The sequence below is a fragment of the Pedobacter jeongneungensis genome (assembly GCF_000633455.1).
Taxonomy (GTDB): domain Bacteria; phylum Bacteroidota; class Bacteroidia; order Sphingobacteriales; family Sphingobacteriaceae; genus Pedobacter; species Pedobacter jeongneungensis_A.
In genome coordinates, this window is the sequence record NZ_AYMG01000008.1 from 230614 (window position 1) to 252606 (window position 21993).

Annotated in this window: 25 protein-coding genes; 15 read left to right on the plus strand and 10 right to left on the minus strand. The window is 39.1% G+C overall.

What is annotated here, in order from left to right:
• Positions 1-609 precede the first annotated feature (609 nt).
• From U859_RS0107560 to U859_RS0107575, 4 genes are read right to left on the minus strand one after another with little or no spacing between them, the layout of a single operon-like run.
• Positions 610-1191 (minus strand): peroxiredoxin-like family protein, encoded by a 582-nt coding sequence (locus tag U859_RS0107560; RefSeq protein WP_029985557.1) that lies wholly within the window; start codon positions 1189-1191, stop codon positions 610-612.
• 47 nt (positions 1192-1238) lie between these two features.
• Positions 1239-1502 carry a hypothetical protein gene (locus U859_RS0107565; protein WP_025142801.1) on the minus strand — a complete coding sequence of 88 codons (264 nt, stop codon included), beginning with the start codon at positions 1500-1502 and terminating at the stop codon, positions 1239-1241.
• A gap of 60 nt (positions 1503-1562) precedes the next feature.
• Positions 1563-1829, minus strand: coding sequence for a zf-HC2 domain-containing protein (locus U859_RS0107570; RefSeq protein WP_025142802.1), 267 nt, complete (start codon positions 1827-1829; stop codon positions 1563-1565).
• A 1-nt stretch (position 1830) separates the two neighbouring features.
• Positions 1831-2430: a sigma-70 family RNA polymerase sigma factor gene (locus U859_RS0107575; RefSeq protein ID WP_025142803.1), complete on the minus strand. Its 600-nt coding sequence runs from the start codon at positions 2428-2430 to the stop codon at positions 1831-1833.
• Between the two features lie 130 nt (positions 2431-2560).
• Between U859_RS0107575 and U859_RS0107580 the strand changes: the two genes are divergently transcribed.
• From U859_RS0107580 to U859_RS0107590, 3 genes are read left to right on the plus strand one after another with little or no spacing between them, the layout of a single operon-like run.
• Positions 2561-3349, plus strand: a complete 789-nt coding sequence (locus U859_RS0107580; protein ID WP_205314378.1) for a DUF1223 domain-containing protein — start codon at positions 2561-2563, stop codon at positions 3347-3349.
• A 37-nt stretch (positions 3350-3386) separates the two neighbouring features.
• On the plus strand, positions 3387-4103 hold the full coding sequence (locus U859_RS0107585) for a cytochrome b/b6 domain-containing protein (protein ID WP_025142805.1): 717 nt from the start codon (positions 3387-3389) through the stop codon (positions 4101-4103).
• A complete protein-coding gene (locus U859_RS0107590; protein ID WP_025142806.1) occupies positions 4087-4878 on the plus strand; it encodes a molybdopterin-dependent oxidoreductase in 792 nt (263 codons plus the stop codon). The genes U859_RS0107585 and U859_RS0107590 overlap by 17 nt, the downstream gene beginning before the upstream one ends.
• A 52-nt stretch (positions 4879-4930) precedes the next feature.
• Here U859_RS0107590 and U859_RS0107595 read toward each other — a convergent pair whose 3' ends face one another.
• The gene (locus tag U859_RS0107595; RefSeq protein WP_025142807.1) at positions 4931-5113 is read right to left on the minus strand and encodes a twin-arginine translocase TatA/TatE family subunit; all 183 of its coding nucleotides are present in this window, start codon (positions 5111-5113) and stop codon (positions 4931-4933) included.
• 156 nt (positions 5114-5269) lie between these two features.
• Here U859_RS0107595 and U859_RS0107600 point away from each other — a divergent pair, with 156 nt between their 5' ends.
• The 12 genes from U859_RS0107600 (at position 5270) to U859_RS0107655 (ending at position 14030) form a co-directional block, all read left to right on the plus strand.
• Positions 5270-5500 (plus strand): hypothetical protein, encoded by a 231-nt coding sequence (locus U859_RS0107600; RefSeq protein WP_025142808.1) that lies wholly within the window; start codon positions 5270-5272, stop codon positions 5498-5500.
• A 144-nt stretch (positions 5501-5644) separates the two neighbouring features.
• Positions 5645-6760 carry an XdhC family protein gene (locus U859_RS0107605; protein WP_025142809.1) on the plus strand — a complete coding sequence of 372 codons (1116 nt, stop codon included), beginning with the start codon at positions 5645-5647 and terminating at the stop codon, positions 6758-6760.
• Positions 6761-7351, plus strand: a complete 591-nt coding sequence (locus tag U859_RS0107610; RefSeq protein WP_025142810.1) for an NTP transferase domain-containing protein — start codon at positions 6761-6763, stop codon at positions 7349-7351.
• Positions 7348-8328, plus strand: coding sequence for a GTP 3',8-cyclase MoaA (gene moaA / locus U859_RS0107615; protein ID WP_025142811.1), 981 nt, complete (start codon positions 7348-7350; stop codon positions 8326-8328). The genes U859_RS0107610 and moaA overlap by 4 nt, the downstream gene beginning before the upstream one ends.
• Positions 8329-8337: 9 nt before the next feature.
• A complete protein-coding gene (gene glp, locus U859_RS0107620) occupies positions 8338-9516 on the plus strand; it encodes a gephyrin-like molybdotransferase Glp (RefSeq protein ID WP_025142812.1) in 1179 nt (392 codons plus the stop codon).
• Between the two features lie 2 nt (positions 9517-9518).
• On the plus strand, positions 9519-10259 hold the full coding sequence (locus tag U859_RS0107625) for a sulfite exporter TauE/SafE family protein (protein WP_025142813.1): 741 nt from the start codon (positions 9519-9521) through the stop codon (positions 10257-10259).
• A gap of 1 nt (position 10260) precedes the next feature.
• A complete protein-coding gene (locus tag U859_RS0107630; RefSeq protein WP_025142814.1) occupies positions 10261-10758 on the plus strand; it encodes a molybdopterin-binding protein in 498 nt (165 codons plus the stop codon).
• Positions 10759-10762: 4 nt separating this feature from the next.
• Complete coding sequence (locus U859_RS0107635; RefSeq protein ID WP_025142815.1) at positions 10763-10996, plus strand: MoaD/ThiS family protein; 234 nt, start codon at positions 10763-10765, stop codon at positions 10994-10996.
• Positions 10997-11001: 5 nt separating this feature from the next.
• Complete coding sequence (locus tag U859_RS0107640) at positions 11002-12108, plus strand: ThiF family adenylyltransferase (protein ID WP_025142816.1); 1107 nt, start codon at positions 11002-11004, stop codon at positions 12106-12108.
• A 1-nt stretch (position 12109) separates the two neighbouring features.
• Positions 12110-12553, plus strand: a complete 444-nt coding sequence (locus U859_RS0107645; RefSeq protein ID WP_025142817.1) for a molybdenum cofactor biosynthesis protein MoaE — start codon at positions 12110-12112, stop codon at positions 12551-12553.
• A gap of 1 nt (position 12554) precedes the next feature.
• The gene (moaCB, locus tag U859_RS0107650; protein WP_025142818.1) at positions 12555-13463 is read left to right on the plus strand and encodes a bifunctional molybdenum cofactor biosynthesis protein MoaC/MoaB; all 909 of its coding nucleotides are present in this window, start codon (positions 12555-12557) and stop codon (positions 13461-13463) included.
• Between the two features lie 225 nt (positions 13464-13688).
• On the plus strand, positions 13689-14030 hold the full coding sequence (locus tag U859_RS0107655; RefSeq protein WP_025142819.1) for a hypothetical protein: 342 nt from the start codon (positions 13689-13691) through the stop codon (positions 14028-14030).
• 1 nt (position 14031) lies between these two features.
• Here U859_RS0107655 and U859_RS0107660 read toward each other — a convergent pair whose 3' ends face one another.
• From U859_RS0107660 to U859_RS0107685, 5 genes are all read right to left on the minus strand, one after another.
• A complete protein-coding gene (locus U859_RS0107660) occupies positions 14032-14565 on the minus strand; it encodes a hypothetical protein (RefSeq protein WP_162799896.1) in 534 nt (177 codons plus the stop codon).
• 384 nt (positions 14566-14949) lie between these two features.
• Positions 14950-15138 (minus strand): cold-shock protein, encoded by a 189-nt coding sequence (locus tag U859_RS0107665; RefSeq protein ID WP_025142821.1) that lies wholly within the window; start codon positions 15136-15138, stop codon positions 14950-14952.
• A 137-nt stretch (positions 15139-15275) separates the two neighbouring features.
• The gene (locus U859_RS0107675; protein WP_025142822.1) at positions 15276-15551 is read right to left on the minus strand and encodes a hypothetical protein; all 276 of its coding nucleotides are present in this window, start codon (positions 15549-15551) and stop codon (positions 15276-15278) included.
• 1372 nt (positions 15552-16923) lie between these two features.
• The gene (locus U859_RS0107680) at positions 16924-19347 is read right to left on the minus strand and encodes a DUF4982 domain-containing protein (protein ID WP_410477221.1); all 2424 of its coding nucleotides are present in this window, start codon (positions 19345-19347) and stop codon (positions 16924-16926) included.
• Between the two features lie 20 nt (positions 19348-19367).
• Complete coding sequence (locus tag U859_RS0107685; protein ID WP_025142824.1) at positions 19368-21863, minus strand: hypothetical protein; 2496 nt, start codon at positions 21861-21863, stop codon at positions 19368-19370.
• Positions 21864-21993 lie beyond the last annotated feature (130 nt).

Here is a 21993-nt window from a genome sequence, read left to right on the forward strand (position 1 = left end):
CGATCCTTCATCGGAACTTGTACCAAAAGCAGGGCTGCCGACAGCCAAGAACAACTGCCCTTTCATTTCCAAATCTTAAAAAAAGATGCAATAAAATTATTATATAAGTTCTTTCCCCTAAAAGATGGTCCACCAACTAATTGAAAAACAAACCAAATAGTTTTTTGAAGCGCAATACCTGTGCAAGCAAATCAGTTGATTCCTGTGTTACGCTTTACGCTTTCCCGAAAGTTCGGGATGCCTCGTTGCTGTCCCGAAACTTCGGGATAACGTTTCACCCGGGGCTAAATGGTTATTACAACATTTCATTTTAACGGTTGCAGGGGCACAAACCCTTATTCCTAAACCCGATTGTAGCGAACATCCCGATTTTTTCTATCGGGATAAAGCGAAAAGCGGGACCAAAGCTGCCAAGAACCACAAGCCATCCATTTCCAAATCATAAAAAAGATACAGTAGCGTTCAAAATTTTATTTGGCAAGAATTGCGTTTAAGATTTGTATAAATTCCCGCTCTTAAACGAAAATGTAAATACCGAAAAATATTCCAACAAAAAACACCCGGCTACATTAAAATAACCAGGTGTTTTTAAACTAATCAATAAGTTTCTTAAAGTTTCGAAAGCAGAAGCTGTACCGAAGCCCTTTTTTGATAATTTGGGTCGAAATGTACATACTTGATCTTACCCGATCGATCAATGATATAGGTTGCTGGTACAGGTAGTATATGGCGATTATTGCCATTGTTAGCTTCCAAATCGATACCATAACCCTTATATTTGGTAAAAGTGGCCTCATCCATCATAAAATTCACTCCATAAGCTTTCATAATTTCGTCGTCTTTATCCTGCACAATCGAAAAGCCTGCTTTTGTCTTTTTAATGGTCTTATCAATATTTTCTTTTGTTTCGGGCGTGATGCCGATTACATAAGCATCTTTTGCAGTAAGCAGGTTTAAAGAATCCTGAAGTTCTTTGATGTGTTTGTTGCAATACGGACACCACTGCCCGCGGTAAAAAAACAGTACAACAAAACGGTGCGTTTTAAGTGCACTTTTCAGGCTCACCGTTTTGCCGTTTTGATCGATCCCGGTAAATATCGGGGCCTTATCTCCTTCTTTTAATCCTTTTTGAGCTTTTACCTGTAACGAAACAGCAACAATTAAGCTTAGAAATAGTATAATTTTTTTCATATTAGGTGATTAAATTTAGGGAGGCTTTAACCTCCCTAAAGCTGTTTTTACATTTTACTTTTCGACATTTTATCTTTAGCCATTTTAGATTTCTCCATTTTGGCTTTTTTCATCGAATCGGTTTTCATTTTGTCCATTTTACTTTTTTCCATTTTATCCATTTTCTTTTTGTCCATTTTTTCTTGTTTCATTTTAGACATTTTTTCCTGAAGCGGACTGTTTGCTGAAGCAAATGTTGGTAACGAAAGACTAGCCACAACTAAAGTAGCCATAAACAATTTTCCTGCTGATTTTAAGATTTGATTTTTCATGTTGTTTTGTGTTTTATTTAGTCCTTAGTCGAAGCAAAAATTAAAACCTTACAATTAAAATCAATTTTTATTTATTTCTTTTTCAATATTTTCTTTCATTGTTTTTTTAAAGGCTTCGTCGAGTTTAAAATCCTCGTTATTAAACCCCACAAACACCTGGTTAATCAATATACTTTGTTGCTGATAGATTTTACAAACGGAGCAACCGGCCAAATGGATATGCAATTGCAGGGTTTCGGCAGCGGTAATTTTTCCTGCAAGCTTTTTTTCGATCAGAAAAGTAGCCTGTTTGCAATTATAAATGATGTTTTTCAGTGCGCTTTTCATATCAGTTCCAGTTTTTTTGAAGGCAGGCCCTCAGGTTAAGTTTCGTGCGGTGCATAATTACCCAAAAATTAGCCGACGTAAGTTTAAGTTCGGCACAAATCAGTTCTGAGGCAAGATCGTCCAGGTGTTTCATCGAAAACACCGAAAGCCACAATCCGGGGAGCTTGCTTAAACATTCATTCAGTATTGCCCCCAGTTCTTTCACCAGCAAAGGATTATCTACCTCTAATCCAAACGCCTGCGGACGGTATTTTTCATTCCAATGGCCAGTGTCTGCATCAAAAAAATCCTGCTGTTCCTGCACAGCATCCTTTTCCTTTAGCTCTTTTAAGCCACCTGAAGAACGTTTCCGGTAAAAATCAGCAATCTTATTTTTTAAAATGGCGGTGAGCCAGGTTTTCTCGTTACTGTTTCCCTTAAAACGCTCTGCTTGTTGCAAACCAGCCAAAAAAGTATCCTGTACCAGATCTTTGGCTACTTCTTCATCCCGCAGCCTCGACATGGCAAACCCGTACAGGTAATCAGCATATTTTTCAACCCAGCTTAGTGGATCTGAATGAAGTTTTTCGGCCGTTATATCCCGGCCAGTATCGTTTTGCATCTTTTTAGATTATCTTGTATAAATATAATGCTTAATCTTTTAGTCGCATGCGGTACTACATCCTTACAATTATTTTATTTTTTCTGTAAGGATTGTAAATCAGAAACGACTAAACTTAAAATTGATGACCATGATCAGAAAAATAGCATTGCCTCTGTTGTCGATAAGCGTTATTAGCGTTGCTTTTACCGCAGACCTTAGCACTACACCAAAATCCACTGATACTGGTTTTGCAGTTGTAGAACTTTTTACTTCTGAAGGCTGCTCAAGCTGTCCACCGGCCGATGCATTACTGGCCGAGATTGAAAAGGAAACCCCAAAAAAACCTGTTTATCTGCTTGCTTTCCATGTAGATTATTGGGACAGACTGGGTTGGAAAGACAGCTTTAGCAATGCAAAATTTTCTGCCCGACAGAATGAATACGCCAATTGGCTCAACCTCAAAACGGTATATACTCCTCAGGCAGTGGTAAACGGAAGTATGGAATTTATCGGTTCGGATGAAAAAATTTTGCGGAACAGGATCAATACAATGCTTACAAAACCATCAACAGATCATTTAGAAATCTCGTTAGGGAAAACCGACAGGCACAACCTTATTTTAAATTATAATACCAATCAGCAAACCAATGGTTATGTGCTTGCAGTTGCGTTGGTAACGCAAAAAGCGAGCAATAAAGTTTTAAAAGGTGAAAACAAAGGCAGAACACTTAGCCATGTTCAGGTTGTACGGCAGTTCGACACTTTCCAGCTGCAAGGCAAAACCAATGGATCGGTAAATGTGCAGGTAGATCAATCAAACGGAGAAATCCCCTCAGAACTGATCGCTTTTTTACAGCACGCCAAAACGGGTAAAATAACCGCAGCATCAAAACTAAATACATTGTTAAATAGCCAATTAAGCAATAAATCCAACTGATAAGCCTTTGCGTTTATCAGTTGTAAACCGCCCCACCATGAAAGTAATCAAAGAAAAACATTCGCTTTTAATGCGGTGGACACACTGGGTAAATTTCCCTGTACTTGCCATTATGATCTGGAGCGGATTATTCATTTATTGGGCCAACGATGCTTATGGCATTTCCATTTTCGGATTTACGCTCATCAAATTTTTCCCCGAATGGTTTTATGATTATTTCCATATTCCACAGCGTTTGGCCGAAGGGATGGCCTTTCATTTTCTGTTTATGTGGTTCTTTTTCATCAACGGACTGCTCTATGTTGTTTATACCGTTTTTTCGGGCGCATGGCGTGAACTTTTGCCTAATAAAAACTCGTTTAAAGAAGCCTGGCTGGTGTTGCTGCACGATCTTCATATCCGAAAAACGGTTCCCCCGCAAAAGAAATATAATGCGGCACAGCGGATAGCCTATAGTGCGATCATTTTTATGGGCTTAGGCTCAGTGATTACAGGATTAGCCATTTACAAGCCCGTTCAATTCTACTGGATCTGCTGGTTATGTGGTGGTTATCATTTTGCACGAATCCTCCATTTCGCGTTAACGATAGGTTATGTATTTTTCTTTCTGATCCACATTGTCCAGGTTGCGCTGGCCGGCTGGAATAATTTTAGGGCGGTAATTGCCGGATTCGAAGTGATAGAAGATCAGGCTCAGCCGAAAGTTCAGGAATTAACGATTGAAACTGAAGATAAAGATGAAAACAAATCATAAAAAAACGGTTAAAATCCCTTTAACCGTTGATCAAAAAATCAAGAGGCGTACTTTTATTTCATTCGGTACTTTTTTAGCACTTGGAAGCGGTGCATTTGTAGGCTGGAAATGGCTTTTAAATGCACCTGAAGAAACTGCGGGTATTACTGCAGGCGCGAGAGCCCCTTTACGCAGGGCGTTAAATAAAACAGAACTCTTTTTCCGTAATTTTTTCAGCAATAAACACCTGGTTAAAACCTATCCAAAAGAGGAAGCCGCAAAAATACCAAGGATAAACAGTTTGATCGGTATCGAAGATGATGAAGACTTCGACATTGCCACATGGAAACTTCAGGTTAAACTTAACAACCAGAAAAACAGGTACATTACCATAGAAGAGATAAAAGCCTTACCCAAAACAGAAATTGTGTACGATTTTAAGTGTGTGGAAGGTTGGGACGAGATCCAACATTGGGCTGGCGTAAAATTGAGTGATTTTCTAACACATTTTCAACTCGAAAACGAAGCAGAAAAACAATATATGGGTTTAGAAACCCCAAATGGCGCCTATTATGTGGGTTTAGAAAGAGAAAGCATCCTCCATCCCCAAACGCTCTTAGCTTATGAAATGAACGGTAAAGCCATCAGTACTGAACATGGCGCACCTTTAAGGTTGATTATACCTGTAAAATATGGCATCAAAAACTTAAAACGGATCGGAATGATGTCTTTTAGCAATAGCAGGCCAAAAGATTATTGGGCCGAGCAGGGTTATGATTATTATTCGGGTTTATAGCTGATCTGGAGATAAATAACCTCCAGATCAAACCATCGGTGCGATTGAATTATTAAGCCTGTTTCGGAACTTCCGGTTTCTCTTCTTCCTGCCCCGCTTTAAATTCTTTTATTCCCTTGCCAAGACCTTTCATTAATTCAGGGATTTTTTTACCGCCGAACAATAATAAAACAGCAACTCCAACAAGGATCAGTTCAGGCCCTCCAAGTAAGGCGGCAATGGTTGTATTTAACATTTTGTTTTGATTTAAGTGATACCTCTACACTTACGCATAAAACAGTGTTTTGGTTCTCGGTTGTGAAATTTAAAATAAATTAAAAAAAATGATTTTATTTTAAAGTAATTTTCAAACTGAAACGTCTACCCCTACAACAAACCTAAAATCTTCTTTATGATAGCCGTTTTCAAAACAAATGTATCCTCAGATAGCGAGTTAAATGAAATCAGTCCGTTACTGAACAGCCGCTTCAAAGAAATCAAATGGAACATCGATCTGTGGGATAGCGATAAAATCCTCCGGGTAGACTCGCCGAGAGATTGGACCAAAGAAATAACCGAACTCTTTAACAGCATTGGTTTACGTTGCATTAATCTCGAAATTTTTCATTCTGAGCCATTTTGATTTAATTTTAAAAAAATTATAAAGCATATCTGCATGAAGATCACCTTCAGCATATAAATTTTTATTGCCCAAACAAAGCTATATCTTTCTCTTTCACCATTTGTAATAGATTATCATTAAATTGCAGCTATTACATCATCCTTAATGAAAGAAATTACCGATATACTTAGGGCCTATCAAAAAGCGACAAAGGAAAAGAAGCAAACTGCCTTAGTAACGGTGGTTAAAGTAGAAGGTTCTTCTTACCGAAGACCAGGTGCCAGGATGCTGATTACCGAAGATGGCCAGTTAACCGGCGCCATTAGCGGAGGCTGTTTAGAGGGTGATGCTTTACGAAAAGCACTTTCGGCAATTGTACAACAGGAAAACAGGCTCATTACATACGATACTACCGACGAAGATGATGCCAAATTTGGTGTTCAGTTGGGTTGTAACGGCATTGTACATATCCTTTTCGAACCCATTATCGAAACAGATAAATTAAACCCAATTGCTATCTTAACAGCATTGCAATATAAAAGAGAAGATGCCATATTAGTAACACTTTTTGCCTTAAATGGGAAACAGCAGCCGGGAACCAGTATGCTTTTTAGAAAAGATACTATCCTGTCAAAAATACCTAAGGAAATTGAAGAGGCTATAAAAAAAGATGCCGGAAAAGTTTTTGCCGATAAAACAACAACTTTTAAAGTATATCCTTATGGTGATCAGGAAATAGATGCTTTTATAGAACTCATCCATCCTCCTGTTTCTTTAATGATAGCAGGAGCTGGAAATGATGCACAGCCTTTGGCCGAAATGGCCTACCTTTTAGGCTGGGAAGTAACCATAATTGATGGCAGACCTACCCATGCCACAGCACAGCGTTTTACAAATGCGACCAAAATCCTGGTAAGTAAACCCGAAAATGTATTAAACCAAATCGATACAGATGAGCAAACCGCTTTTGTATTGATGACACATAATTACAATTATGATATCGAGCTGCTTAAACACTTATTAAGTACCAAAGCGCCATATATCGGCACACTGGGGCCAAAGAAAAAACTCCTTAGAATGCTGGGTGAACTAAACCTTGCCACGCCTGAAAATGAAAACCGCGTACACGGACCAATCGGCCTGGATATTGGTGCAGAAACAGCCGAAGAGATAGCCATTTCCATCCTGGCAGAGATAAAATCGGTATTTACAGGTGCTTCAGCAGTTTTTTTAAAGGATAAAAAGAACCCGATCCATGTTTATGGATTAACCAATAATTAGATGGATACTACGATCATCATTTTGGCAGCAGGCAATTCTTCTCGCATGGGAACACCAAAGCAACTTTTAAATTATAAAGGTAAAACGCTGCTTCAAACTGTGATAGATGAAGCTTTAAAAACAAATCCCCTTCTGCTTACTTTGGTTTTAGGCGCAAATGCTGACGAAATATTAGCAAAACATCAAAACAATCAGGTCAATTTTGTAATCAACCAAAATTGGGAAAGCGGAATGGCTTCGGGCATTGCTGCAGGACTTTCTGCTGTGATCGAAAAAAACGACAAAACAGAAACTATCATTATTGCAGTAGCTGATCAGGTTTTTATAAAAATGAGTACCTTTAATAACTTAATCGAAAAGCATCAGGAAACCGGCAAAAATATCATTGCCAGTGCTTATGCCGGAACGATTGGTACCCCTGTTTTGTTCGGAAAACATTATTTTGATGCACTTTTAGCCCTAAAAGGGACCGAGAGCGCCAAAAATATATTAAAACAGCATCCACAGGATGTAGAAACAGTGGTTTTTGAAGGTGGTGAATTTGACATTGATACAGAAACCGATTACAATAATTTAATCAGCCAGGAATGATAGCAGATTCTTTCGGAAGAGTACATGATTACCTGCGGATATCGCTTACCGATAACTGTAATTTTCGCTGTTTTTATTGCATGCCGGAGGAAGAGTACGATTTCACTCCCGCTTCCAGGTTAATGCAAACCGACGAAATTATCAAACTTGCGGAAATTTTTGTGGCCAATGGCGTAAAAAAAATCAGGCTTACAGGCGGAGAGCCCTTGGTAAGGAAGGATGCGGCCCAAATTATTGCTGCATTAGGCAAACTTCCGGTAGAATTGGTAATCACCACCAATGGAACCCGCATTGCCGAAATGCTGCCTGTACTAAAAGATGCAGGTATTAAAACCATCAACATCAGCCTGGATACCTTACAGCCCGAAAAATTCTTTATGGTTACCAGAAGGGATGTATTTCATCAGGTGCGTAGCAATATAGAACTGCTTTTGCAGCATAAAATTAGGGTAAAGATTAACATGGTGGTGATGAAAGGCCTTAATGATAATGAAATCAACGATTTTATTAACTGGACTAAACACAATCCTATTCAGGTTCGTTTTATTGAATTTATGCCCTTTAGCGGCAATAGGTGGACAAGTAACCAGATGTTTTCTTTAGCCGAAATTCTAGCGCTTGTTGAAAAGAATTTTTCGGTATTGCCTGTTAAGGGAGAACCTAATGATACAGCCAAACATTTTATGATCCCTGGTCACGAAGGTTCTTTTGCCATTATCAGTACCATGACACACCCTTTTTGTGGTACTTGCAACCGTATGCGACTAACCGCTGATGGAAAACTAAAAAACTGCCTTTTTTCTGACAGCGAAACCGATTTGCTTACTGCTTTGAGGAAGAACGAAGACGTGCTTCCTTTAATCCAATCGGCAATTTGGAGCAAAAAACAGGCCTTAGGCGGACAATTATCCAGCGATTTTGAAAAAATAGACGCTGCAGCCATTCAAAACAGAAGTATGATTACTATTGGAGGATAAAAAATTTTCATGATCAGCGTAAAAGAAGCAAAAGACCTCATTTCTCAACATATTAGTCCTTTAAACCCAATCAGTATTGATCTGGCAGAAGCAGCTGGCCATATACTTGCAGCTGATATTTATGCCAAATTTGATATCCCTGCCTTTAGTCAATCTTCTATGGATGGTTATACCTTAAAATTTGAAGATCATGAAAAAGAACTCAACTTAACCGGCGAAATGGCCGCCGGAACTGCAACCAACATCACCATCCAACACGGTGAAACTGGTAGGATTTTTACAGGTGCACCATTACCAAACGGAGCCGATACCGTAATAATGCAGGAAAAAATAACCCGATTAGGTGATAAAATTACCTTACAGGATCCCAATTTAAAATTGGGTTTAAACGTGCGCAATAAAGGTTCGGAAATTAAGGCTGGGGCTTTAGCCATGGAAAAAGACAGTTTGCTTAGTCCTGCCGCCATTGGCTTTCTTGCGGGGATTGGCGTAAACGAAGTAACAGTTTACCCTATGCCGAAAATATCGATTATTGTAACCGGAAAAGAATTGCAAAAACCAGGCGTGCCCTTGGCATTCGGTCAGGTTTACGAATCTAATTCTTATTCACTTTCTGCCGCGCTAAAACACGAAGGCATTGATCAGATCAATGTTTACGAAGCTGATGATGATCTCGAAATCCTTAAAAAAGTATTGCAAACAGCAATAACAAACAGCGATGTAGTTTTACTTACAGGCGGCGTTAGTGTAGGCGATTACGATTTCGTAATCGAAGCAGCAGCTCAATGCGGCATTAAACAGATTTTCCATAAGGTAAAACAGAAACCAGGTAAACCGTTGTTTTTTGGAACACATGGTGAAAAACTAATTTTTGGACTTCCTGGAAACCCTTCATCTGTGCTAAGCTGCTATTACAATTATGTACTTCCAACCATTAAAATATTATCTCAAAAAAATAACAGTGTAACCGAAGTACAGGCAGAACTTACCCATTCCTATAACAAGCCACCGGGCTTAACACATTTTTTGAAAGGAAAATACGAAAATGGAAAAGTTACCCCTTTAAACGCACAGGAATCTTACCGGTTGAGTTCTTTTGCACAGGCCAATTGTTTAATATGCCTTAACGAAACACAAACGCATTTCGAAAAAGGCGACATCCTAACTGTAATGATTTTACCAAATTAACCATGCAAGAAAGTTTTATCCTGTTTTACTGTTTACTTTTTATCGTTGCCTTTTTATATGCCTCTGTGGGGCATGGTGGTGCAAGTGGTTACCTGGCACTAATGGCCATTTTTGCCATTTCGCCTGCCATTATGAAACCAACAGCATTATTGCTCAACCTTTTTGTTTCTTCCACTTCCTTTATCCAGTTTTATCGTGGTGGCCATTTTAAATGGAAAACCTTTTGGCCATTTGCACTCGCTTCCATCCCACTCTCTTTTGTTGGCGGTATGATGGCAATTGAAAGTTCTATTTATAAAAAGATTTTGGGCGTACTTTTATTGATCCCGGTAATCCGTTTCTTCTTTTTCAAAAACACCGATCCAAAAGATTTCAAACCCTCAAACATTCTTTTATCATTAGCTATTGGTGGTATTATCGGCTTGCTCTCGGGTATGATCGGCATTGGCGGTGGCATAATCCTTTCGCCTGTTCTCCTGCTCTTAAAATGGACCGATCAGAAACAAACAGCAGCCATCAGTGCGGCTTTTATCTTTGTAAATTCAGTGGCAGGTTTAGGCGGACAGCTGATCAAAGGCTTTGAATTTAACAGCCACATGCTTGCTTACGTGGGTGCGGCATTTGTTGGCGGCATCTGTGGCGCTTATTTTGGTGCCTTAAAATTCCCGCAAACCGTTTTAAAAAATGTTTTGGCCTGCGTATTGGCATTGGCCGCTTATAAATTATTATTTACACATGCATAACATGAAATATACCATCATTGCCCTGTTATTTTTAGGTTTTACGGCGAAAGCGCAAGAAAGCAAACAATTTACCATCGAAGGAAAGGTTAAAGTACCATTAACCATAACCTTAGACAATTTAAGTGCATATAAATCCGTTAGTTTGGATAGTATGACAATTTTTAACCACCTGATGCAGCGAAAAAGCAGCATTAAAAACATTAAAGGTGTGCTTTTAAAAGATATTTTGGCCAAAGTAGAAATTGATGCCGCTTCGCCAAAAACATTGAGCGAATTTTACCTTGTTTTTACGGCAACCGATAATTATAAAGTGGTGTACTCATGGAATGAGATTTTTAATTCGCCAACCGGAAATCAAATATTGGTTCTAACGAGTTATGATACCAACCCTGCAAAGGCCGAGAAAGGAAATATTGCTATTATTACGCCAAGCGATTTCGCTACCGGAAGAAGATTTGTAAAAGGATTGAGCAAAATCACCATCTTACAGGTAAATTAGCAGCATGGAAATCGAAATCATCAGTTTTGGCAAAATCTCCGAGTTGATCAGCAATCAAAAAATTGATTTTGATGGGATTGCCGATACCGATAACTTTAAACTACATCTTGAACATCAGTTTCCTGCTTTAAAAAGCATGAAATACAAACTTGCCCTGAACAAAAACATAGTTCAGGAGAACACCCAAATCATCAACAAGGCTACTATAGCCATTATGCCTCCATTTTCTGGCGGTTAAATCATATGAGTGCAGAGCGATATAACAGACAGATCATCCTGAAAGGATTTGGAGAGGAAGCACAACAACAGTTGTTAAAAGCTAAAGTATTGGTAATTGGTGCTGGTGGTCTGGGCTGTCCTGCACTGCAGTACCTGGCCGCTGCTGGCATAGGCCATATCGGTATTGTGGATGATGATACCATTTCGCTATCCAACCTGCACAGGCAGATATTATTTACCACGGCCGATATCGGAAAATTGAAAGTAGAGGTTGCGGCTAAACGGTTGCAGGAAATGAACACCCAGATCGGAATCATCCGTCACCCCATCCGTTTACAGAAAAACAATATCCTTGATATTGTATCCAGATATGATTACATATTGGATGGTACAGACAATTTTGAGTCAAGATACCTGATTAATGATGCCTGTGCCTTGCTTAACAAACCGCTTATATTTGCAGCAGTTTCGGGTTTTGAAGGTCAGCTGGCTATATTTAATACACCCGATCATTTAACACCGAGTACCAATTACCGCGATCTTTTCCCTGTGCCGCCCGATAAAGGCGAAATCCCTAATTGTGCTGAAAATGGCATTATTGGCGTATTGCCCGGGATAATAGGAACCATGGCGGCAGCAGAAACCATTAAACTGATTGCTAAAATCGGGCAGCCGCTCACCAATAAAATATTAAATTATAATTTACTTACACAAGAACAATATACCATCAACATCAGTCATGGGGGCGATTATACATTACCCAAAACGGTTGATGAATTTTTAAATATGAATTATCAGGATACCAGCGAAGGACCACAGGGATATATAGAAATTGATGCCAGCGAACTGGTAAAACTGCAACAATCAGAATCTACCATTTTAATCGATGTCCGCGAAAAACACGAAGTTCCGGTACTGGATAAGCAGATTTACACCCAGGTACCCATGTCGGAGTTTGGTGCATTCCTGAATAAGGAATTTTACCAAAAACACGTGGTTTTAATCTGTCAGCACGGCATTAGAAGTGTTGCCGCAGCAGAGGCCCTGCAAGAAAAATATGGCGATGCCAAAAAGATCTACAGTTTAAAAGGTGGTATTGTAAAATGGAGAGATCATTTTTTAAGATCGTAACATGAGCGAAAAGAAGATTAAAAATATATTTGTTAACGGTCCCATAACGCCTGCTTTTATAGCCGACAGCATTGCGAAGCACAGCAGCAAAACGGCCATCGGTGGGCATAGCATTTTTATGGGTCAGGTGCGGAAAGATGAAATTGACGGTAAATTTGTTGCTGCGATTGAATATACTGCTTACGAAGAGCTTTCGCTCGAAAAAATGCACCAGATCAGGGAAGCCATTTTCGAAAAATACCCGCTTAACTGCATGCATATTTACCATAGTTTGGGTACGGTAAAAACTGGCGAAATCTGCCTTTTTGTTTTTACTTCCTCTGCACACCGCAAGCCTGCAATATCCGCTTGCAGTGAAGTGGTAGACCGTTTAAAAGCTGAATTACCGATCTGGGGTAAAGAAATATTCGAAGACGAAACACATCAGTGGAAAGAAAATATATAATATGGTAAACATCACCAAAAAATCCAACACGCTGCGCATCGCCATTGCCACCGCTACGGTAAAGGTATCGAAGCAGGAAACCATCGATGCCATTGAGCAACGCAAAATACCTAAAGGTGATGTATTTGAATTTGCACGTGCCGCGGGATTATTCGGTGTTAAAAAAACCAGCGATGTAATTCCTGATTGCCACCCACTTCCGATAGAATATACAGCCATTACCTACGAAATTGTGGGTTTAACCATTATGATTACTGTTGAAGTACATACCATTTATAAAACCGGTGTAGAAGTTGAAGCCATGCATGGTGCTTCGGTTACTGCATTAACCATGTATGATATGTTGAAACCAATCGATAAAGGCGTAGAAATAGAAAACATCAGGTTAATAAAAAAGTCAGGTGGTAAATCTGACCTTAAAAATGCCCAATTCCCTGAGATAAAAGCGGCCGTTGTGGTATGTTCTGATTCTGTTTTCGAAAATAAAGCACAGGATACTTCCGGCAAAGCCATTATTTCGCGTTTGGAACAATGGGGTATCAATACAGCGAAATATGAAATTGTTCCCGATGAAATAAATGTGATCAGAGATAAAGCAAGCGAACTAAGCAAAAGCGGCTATCAACTGGTTATTTTTACGGGAGGTACAGGCCTTTCGCCCCGGGATGTAACCCCAGAGGCCATTGCGCCATTGCTCGACCGTAATATTGAAGGCATTATGGAAACCGCCAGGCGTTATGGACAGGAACGCATGCCTTATGCCATGCTTTCACGTGGCGTAGCCGGTTTTATCGGCAAAATGCTTGTGCTTACCTTCCCAGGCTCAAAAAATGGTGCAGAAGAAAGCATGGACGCCTTATTCCCACAGGTTTTACATTTGTTTAAGGTGGTTAAAGGAGAGAAACATTAAATTAGTTAGTCGGGATTTGTAGCCTATATCTATTTGTCATTCTGAACGCAGTGAAGAATCTTTTAAAGAATGTTAGTCGGGATTATAAAACCGGATTATAAATCCGGAGACCAAAGGTCAGGATCACAGATCCTGACCAACAAGCTTATTACATTGGTCAATAATATTATATCTAAACAGCAAAAAACTCTTTTGCGATAAAAAATTAAGTCCTATTTTTGCGGCATGTCGTCTAAATATAAGATTTTATACTTTTTCCAAAATTCAGATACCGCTATTCTAGAAATCCAACGCCTTAATCTGCCCGACAATGCAGATGCAGAAGCAAAATACCACTGGCTTTATTATGATAAGCTTACAGGCTCACTAATTAAATTATGGTTTAGATCTTTGGATTCTTCTACTGAAATTGAAGAACGTTATTTTGAGCAGGGTTATTTAAAATTCAATAAAACGGAGGCTACATATATCGAAAAACACAATTCGTCACAACAAAAACTTAATAATATGGGTAACAGAGCGCTTGGTGATGAAATCAGTGCGTTGTTAGATAATTATCTGAAATAATTCAGGCCATTTCTGGCAATTCCGATTCGAGTCCAACTTTACTTAAAGGATATCTTGAAGCATGAAATGTTTTAAGGGAATTGCAAAATTCAGGATACCATTTTTCATTTTGCATTTTTTCTAAAAGTTGCGTACATGAAAGTACATCGGCATCAGCCTGGCTAATGGCTTTTGCAACATCACTCACCACATCCCAAATGCCTTCCATCATAAAGAACCTGAAGGTAGATAGAATTGCTGACCACTGTACTTTTTTGGCCTGTAATAAAAAAAACCTTGAAACCGGACTACATAAACGTTTAAAAGCCATATAATCTTCCTCGGCACCCTCAAGATTTAAAAACCCATCGCTATAAGGAAGATTTACAACTTCTGCAGCAATTTTATCAAGTCCATGGAAATAAACACTCCCGGCACAAATAGATGAGATTGATATCAACGATAAATGATCATAAATTTCGGGATGCATCTTTAATTTACCATTACGAACAAACACGAGTCCACCTTTTTTAGTATTTCCGTTCTGTGTATTCATGGCCGACAGGCTTAGAAGCTCAAATTCTGTGGCAAAGTTTAACGCCATCACAAACTGCGCCGCAGCCATAAAAGCGCCCCGATCAAGAGGTTTGTTATTGATAACAGGTTCCCGAATTGAAAAAATAGAAAGTTGCAAAAATCTTAATTTGTTTGGTTCCGGCCGACTAGATCGACAATAACAAAAATAAAAATCCAATCCACAAAACAGCTATGCAAAACACAGTTAAAGCAGTTAAAATCGGTAATCAGCTAGAAATGAGAAGGAAATTTTTTCAATCTTTTTGTTCAGTAATTGAGCTATTGGAGTTGAATATTATGATGCTGAGGTATGGGCAAAAAAAAAGCAGGACTAAATCCTGCTCAAAATCTTTTTGGGGAAGAATTAAACAACTCTTACTTTCACTGCATTAAGGCCTTTTTTGCCTTCTTGAACTTCGTATTCAACTGTATCATTCTCTCTGATTTCGTCAATCAGGCCTGATGCATGCACAAAAATCTCAGATCCACTTTCTTCTTTAATGAAGCCAAAGCCTTTTTCTGAGTTAAAAAATTTTACTGTTCCGTTTTTCATTATACTGGATGTTTATTAAATTAAAACTCAAAAATAGGATTAAAACGCAAAAACCAAAATTACTGGCAAACAAAATTGAGTTTACGGCAAAAAAAGATTCAAAACAGCAAAATTTGAAAATATTAAAGTGAATTTCTCTACTTAAGTGAAGAATACCAATTGATGGGATGCGACCTTAAATTCATGCCATCACTTTCGATGTGGTAAAGGATAATGGGCATACTAAAATCTACAAAACGCTCTACCTGACGGGAAAGTTTACCCAGAAAATCCATACTCGATATCCCTTCCTTTAAATGAACGTAAATTACACTGCCTGTTTTAAACTCAAAGCGCTCCACCACTCCCGGCCACTCTGCTTTTATCCTGGTGAGGAAAGCTTTGATTTTGGTTTCTTCTTTTAGATTTTCCATAAGCTTATCAGGTTTTTATGAATATATGCTAATTTAAAAAATTATTCCAAATAAGATTAAAATGTAACAGTACCTATACATTCTGAAAGATTTATGTCATTCTGAGCACAGCGAAGAATCTTTAATATTCCGATAGGTTTTTAGCCACAAAAGCACTGAATTGTAATGTTACTTAAAAGAAAATAAAAAATAGGCAATAGCATTAAGATTCCCACCTGCGTGGGAATGACGGCCGGATTTTTGGGCTTAGCGAGATGCTAAGCCCAGAACTTGTTGAAATGTAACAGTACCTATACATTCTGAAAGATTTATGTCATTCTGAGCGCAGCGAAGAATCTTTAATATTCAGATAGGTTTTTAGCCACAAAAGCACTGAATTGTAATGTTACTTAAAAGAAAATTAAAAATAGGCAATAGCACTAAGATTCCCACCTGTGTGGGAATGACGGCCCGGTTTTTTGGTCTTAGTGAGACGCTAAGACCAGAACTTGTTGAAATGTAACAGTACCTATACATTCTGAAAGATTTATGTAATTCTGAGCACAGCGAAGAATCTTTAATATTCCGATAGGTTTTTAGCCACAAAAGCACTGAATTGTAATGTTGCTTAAAAGAAAATAAAAAATAGGCAATAGCATTAAGATTCCCACCTGCGTGGGAATGACGGCCCGGTTTTTTGGTCTTAGCGAGATGCTAAGACCAGAACTTGTTGAAATGTAACAGTACCTATACATTCTGAAAGATTTATGTCATTCTGAGCACAGCGAAGAATCTTTAATATTCCGATAGGTTTTTAGCCACAAAAGCACTGAATTGTAATGTTACTTAAAAGAAAATTAAAAATAGGCAATAGCACTAAGATTCCCACCTGTGTGGGAATGACGACCGGATTTTTTGGTCTTAGTGAGACGCTAAGACCAGAACTTGTTGAAATGTAACAGTACCTATACATTCTGAAAGATTTATGTCATTCTGAGCGCAGCGAAGAATCTTTAATATTGCGATAGGTTTTTAGCCACAGAAGCACTGAATTGTAATGTTACTTAAAAGAAAATTAAAAATAGGCAATAGCACTAAGATTCCCACCTGTGTGGGAATGACGACCGGATTTTTCGGTCTTAGCGAGACGCTAAGACCAGAACTTGTTAAAATGTAACAGTACCTATACATTCTGAAAGATTTATGTCATTCTGAGCGCAGCGAAGAATCTTTAATATTGCGATAGGTTTTTAGCCACAGAAGCACTGAATTGTAATGTTACTTAAAAGAAAATAAAAAATAGACAATAGCATTAAGATTCCTATCTGTGTGGGAATGACGACCGGATTTTTTGGTCTTAGCGAGATGCTAAGACCAGAACTTGACGAATCTATTACTTCACAGAAACAATTTCCACATTTCCGTTTTCCAGGCCTTTTCCTTTCACACTCAATTGAATTGGCCCAACTTTTTTGCCTGATTGAACAACCACCACCAACTTTCCGCTGAATAGTTTCATCGTTGGTTTAACAAACGATTCCAGTGAAGTGGCATCACCATTACAAACCGCTTTGAATGCCCCGGCGCCTTTGACTTCAAAATTTAAGGCATTAGTAGCGGTAGGACAAGATATTCCATTTTTATCGACCACCGATACCGTTACGTAAGATAAATCTTTGCCATCAGCGCTAATTTGTTTTTTATCTGGCGTTAATACAATTTTATAGGGCTTACCCGCCGTGGTGATTTTTTCTTCCGCTACAGGCTTTCCATTGTCGTCAAGCGCTACTACTTTTAAGGTTCCTGGTTCGTATTTAACATCCATCCACATCAACCTGTATCGGTTCTGCGGAGTTGATTTATCTTTTTTCCTTATACCCAAACTTTTTCCGTTTAAAAAAAGTTCGGCGCTATCGTAACTGGTGTACACAAAAACAGGCGTGGTTTGACCTTCTCTTCCCTCCCAGTTCCAATGCGGAAGTAAGTGAAGCGTGGGTGCTGTTTTATTCCAGCGGCTTCTGTACAAATAATAACGATCTTTAGGCAAACCAGCAACATCAGAAATCCCGAAATAGGAACTTCTTGATGGCCAGCTGTTATCATAAGGTGTAGGCTCACCAAGATAATCGAAACCTGTCCAAACAAACTCCCCGATCACCCATGGTTTATCATCCTGCATTACAAAATCATCATCAGGTACGTTAGACCAGCTGCAATATTCGAGATCATATGAAGATGATTGAAAATCCGGATATTGTTTATCAAAACCTTTTACAACCGGAAACTTATAAATCCCCCTCGAGCTTACCGTTGACGCCGTTTCTGATCCTAAAATAAATCCCTGCGGAAAAACCTTGTTGGCTTCTTCATAAAGGTGTACCCGATAATTCAAGCCTGGAATATCCATCAGCGCGCCAAAACCTGATTGCATGGTGGCCTTCACCTGGTCCATTCCTACCGTAACCGGGCGTGTAGGATCTTCGCGATGGAAAATTTCCTGCAGCCATTTGGCTCTCTTAACTCCTTCGGCACCAAACTGATCCGGCACTTCGTTCCCCGAACTCCACATTACGATACAAGGGTGGTTTTTATTCGCCTGCACCAGGTTTACAATGTCTTTTTCAGCATCGGTATTAAAATATAGGTGATAACCATTTTCTACTTTGGCTTTTGCCCATTCATCGAAACTTTCGGCGAGGAACATAAAACCCATTTCATCACACAATTCCAGTTGCTCCGGCGAAGGCATGTTGTGCGAACTTCTGATAGCATCGCAACCCATTTCTTTTAAAATGGTGAGTTGCCTTCTTAAAGCTGCTGTATTAATGGCCGTTCCAAGCGGACCTAGATCGTGGTGTAAACAAACGCCTTTAAACTTTCGTACTTTACCGTTCAAACTAAAACCTATCCCTGGACTAAAATTGATTGTTCTAACACCTAATCTTGTTTTTACGACATCTTTCAATACATTTCCTTCATATACACTCGATACCGCAGTATACAGATACGGGCGCTCAGGACTCCAAAGAATAGGATTATTAATCTCTAAATTCTGATCAGTCTCATTGCCAAAAATGCCCTTTGCAGTATCAATGGCCACCTGCTTACCCAAACTATCTAAAATCTGCGTAACCACACGTACACCTTTACCGGTTAATTTGGTTTTGATATTTACTTTGGCAAATTCTTTTTTAACAATAGGCGTAGTAACGGTGATCCCCCATTGATCGATGCTTTTTTCTTCTTTAATGATCAAATGTACGTTACGGTACAAGCCCGCTCCCGGATACCAACGTGACGATTTTGCCATATTCTTCAGGTGAACGGCCAATAAATTATCATTCGCTTTTAGGTCATTAGTAATATCGATATAAAAGTAATTGTAGCCATAATTCCATTCGCCAACCAACTTTCCATTAAGGTAAACTCGTGGCTCGCTCATGGCGCCATCAATTTGTAACAGTACTTTTTGGTTTGGTTTAAGTGACGGAAGACTGAGCTTTTTTCTGTACCAACCCTCACCGATATAAGGTAAAGCTCCGGTCCTACCCGTTTTCTCACTGGCTTTGGTTTCCCCATTTTGGGTAATTGCGATTACCTGTTTATCTATTTCTTTGTCAAATGGCCCACTAATGGCCCAATCGTGTGGAATAGTTACGGTTTCCCAGCGTGTATCATTGAAAGTAGCCTCGGCAGCATTGGGGAAATTTCCCTTTGAGAATTTCCAGCCTTCATCTAACAGGATCTCAGTTCTTTGGGCAGCGGCATTTAAATAAGTAACGCTAACCATAAAAATGGTAAAAAGTATTTTCTTCAATCGGAACATGTAATTGACGGTTATTTTAAATAAATAGATTCGATAGCAATATTGATCGGTTTGGTACTGGCCCCATAACCAAAAGTAATTTCGAGCTTTTCGGCATTTTTCAAGTCGAATGCAGCTTTGTTTGGTGATTGATAATAAAGTGGCAAAAAGCCAGGATAAGGACGCGGAAGCAATAACTGTGCATCATTTTTAAGCTGATTTAATGGAATTTCGATTAGTTGAAAATCTTTTCCCGCAAGGATTTCTGTGGAGAAAAAATGGGCATCTGTATCAATTAAGCCCACCTTAACTTTAGTGTTTTCGGTACTTGCCTTTATTTTGATGACCAATTTTCTTAAATTATTCAGTTCCGAAACTCTTCCAGTCATTTTATCAGCGAAAAAGCTTTGAAAACCCATCAGTTGGGTACTTTTAGGCATATTGATTGATAGCTTCATACTTAAAACAGATGGATTTTCATCTGAAACGTATTCTACTTTACTATTTCCCCAATCGGGATTATAAATATTACTGTTTTTCCCATCTAAAGCTGCATTGAAGATTTCTACCCTGGCATTTTTAGCTGCAACATAAGTCTGGTAGCTTTCGGTTTCGAGTTTATCCCATGCATTTGGATTCCCATTTACTTGGGCAGGAAAAGTAATGTAATCGCCATTAGCCTTATGGATTATGATCTGATAGCTCAATAAGCCATTTTTCACCAGCTCGGCAGGAATTGTTGCGGCATATTGGTACTCCTGAGTTTTTTGAAGTAGAATATTTTTCCAGCGGTTTGCAGTATTTAACCGAACAAAGGCAGAATCTTTTAAGCCTAAACCTGTAATTTCTGCATTGATTTGGAAAGCAACATCTTCTGAAACCGTTGTTAAAGGCTGATGTTTGACAAAAATATCTCCTTTTGAAGCTTTTGGAGCAACAAATTCTCCCAAAGCAATATTCTGATAACTGTTTTGCGCATTTAGATTGGTTTTCAGGTTTTTCTTTACCAACAGATAAGCTCCGGGAGAAACATTAAACCAATTTTTAACAGCTACCGAATTAATCATATTACCTTGATTTAAACCTTTAACTGTAAAATTGGAGCCTAAATCGGGCAGATCGATATCCATTGGTAAGGTAGACCAGATGATCCGTGTAACTTCTTTTTCAGGCGACGCTTTTTCAAAAGGATCTCTGATCTGAACTGCATCAGGCATCACTTCCAAACGCCATACCCCGGCAGCAACCTGATCGATAAAGTAAGCTCCCCTACCATCATATTGAACAATTTTTGAGCTTCCAACCCCCGCAATATGTTTTAGCTTTTTGGCATTAATTATTTTCGATGAGGTGGAATTGGTATAATAAAATTCTTCGGCAGTATTCATTTCGCTCAGCGAACTTTTGTAATCGATTTTAAAGGGGCCGAATGCATTGCCATTGTTTAACGCATCTAAACGGGCTGTTTGATGAAAAACCTTTGAAGCAATTAACATACTGATTGCTTTTGAAGGTGTATAAGCAAGGTTTAAATAATGGGTTTGGTATTCGGTGTTGGCATAAGCGGTAGCCATGGGATCGTAGGCAAATTGTGTAGCCCATTGAAAACCAGCAGCCCTGAAACTTCTGGCCATTGCCGGATACATGATCGGCGCCATTACATCGCCCGCATCAAATTCGTACACCGCTTTAGCGCGGTTTTTAAATGCCGGAATGGTATCGAAAGGAATTTTGTACTTCGCCACATTCGGGAGGTAATTGCCTTGCAAAGTATGGCCGGCAACCAAACCTGTAGGGTACCATTGAAAAGTATGGCCCTGAACATTTGCCTTTACAATGGCATCGGCGTACCAGGGCGATTCGCTGATGTTGTAGAAAATGGGTTTCGTCCAGCCGGTACTTTTTATGGCGGCAGTCATGCGGTTTACATATTCCGTAGCTCTTTCTTTTGGTCCGCTGTGATGGGGTTCGTTATTGATTTCTGCAGCCAAAATATCGGCATCCTGCTGATAGGTTAAACCGGTGTAAGGATTTTTGTGTTTGAAAAACTGTTTCAGGTAATTTTCCTGTGCTTTAAAGGCTTCTTCGCTAACTACCGATTTATCTTTACCGTATTTATTGGCAAAACTCCCTGTTTTTTCATCCTTCTCCGGATAACCATTTCCCCAAAAGGCGATGGGTGTAACCAGGGTTTTGATCTTGCGTTTCTTAAGTTCTGCGAGTAGAAAATCGAAAAGACGCAAATGTTCATTATTGATCAGATTTCCTTCAGCATCTGATATTTCCTGATCCCAAACATGTACACGGAAGGCATCCAAACCCAAACGCGAGAAATGATATACATCGTCTTTTATTGCTTGTTCGGCCGTAACACCCATTCGTAAAATGGCACGATTGCCATAAGCAAAAGGTGCGGTATAGTTTGTACCGAAAAACGCGGCTTCTTTATGGTCTTTCTCCCAACGGATTACACCTGATGCATCTACATAAACACCCTGTTTATTTTGGGCATGGGTAAGCGTTGTCATAAGGACAAAAGCAAGAAGAAGAGGCAGCTTTTTGAGTAAAATCATAAATAAAAAATGCTTTTAGGGATTTGTAGTCCCGAATTTATTAAGCGTTGTCATTTCTTTATGTAATTCGTGGAGACACGAACCA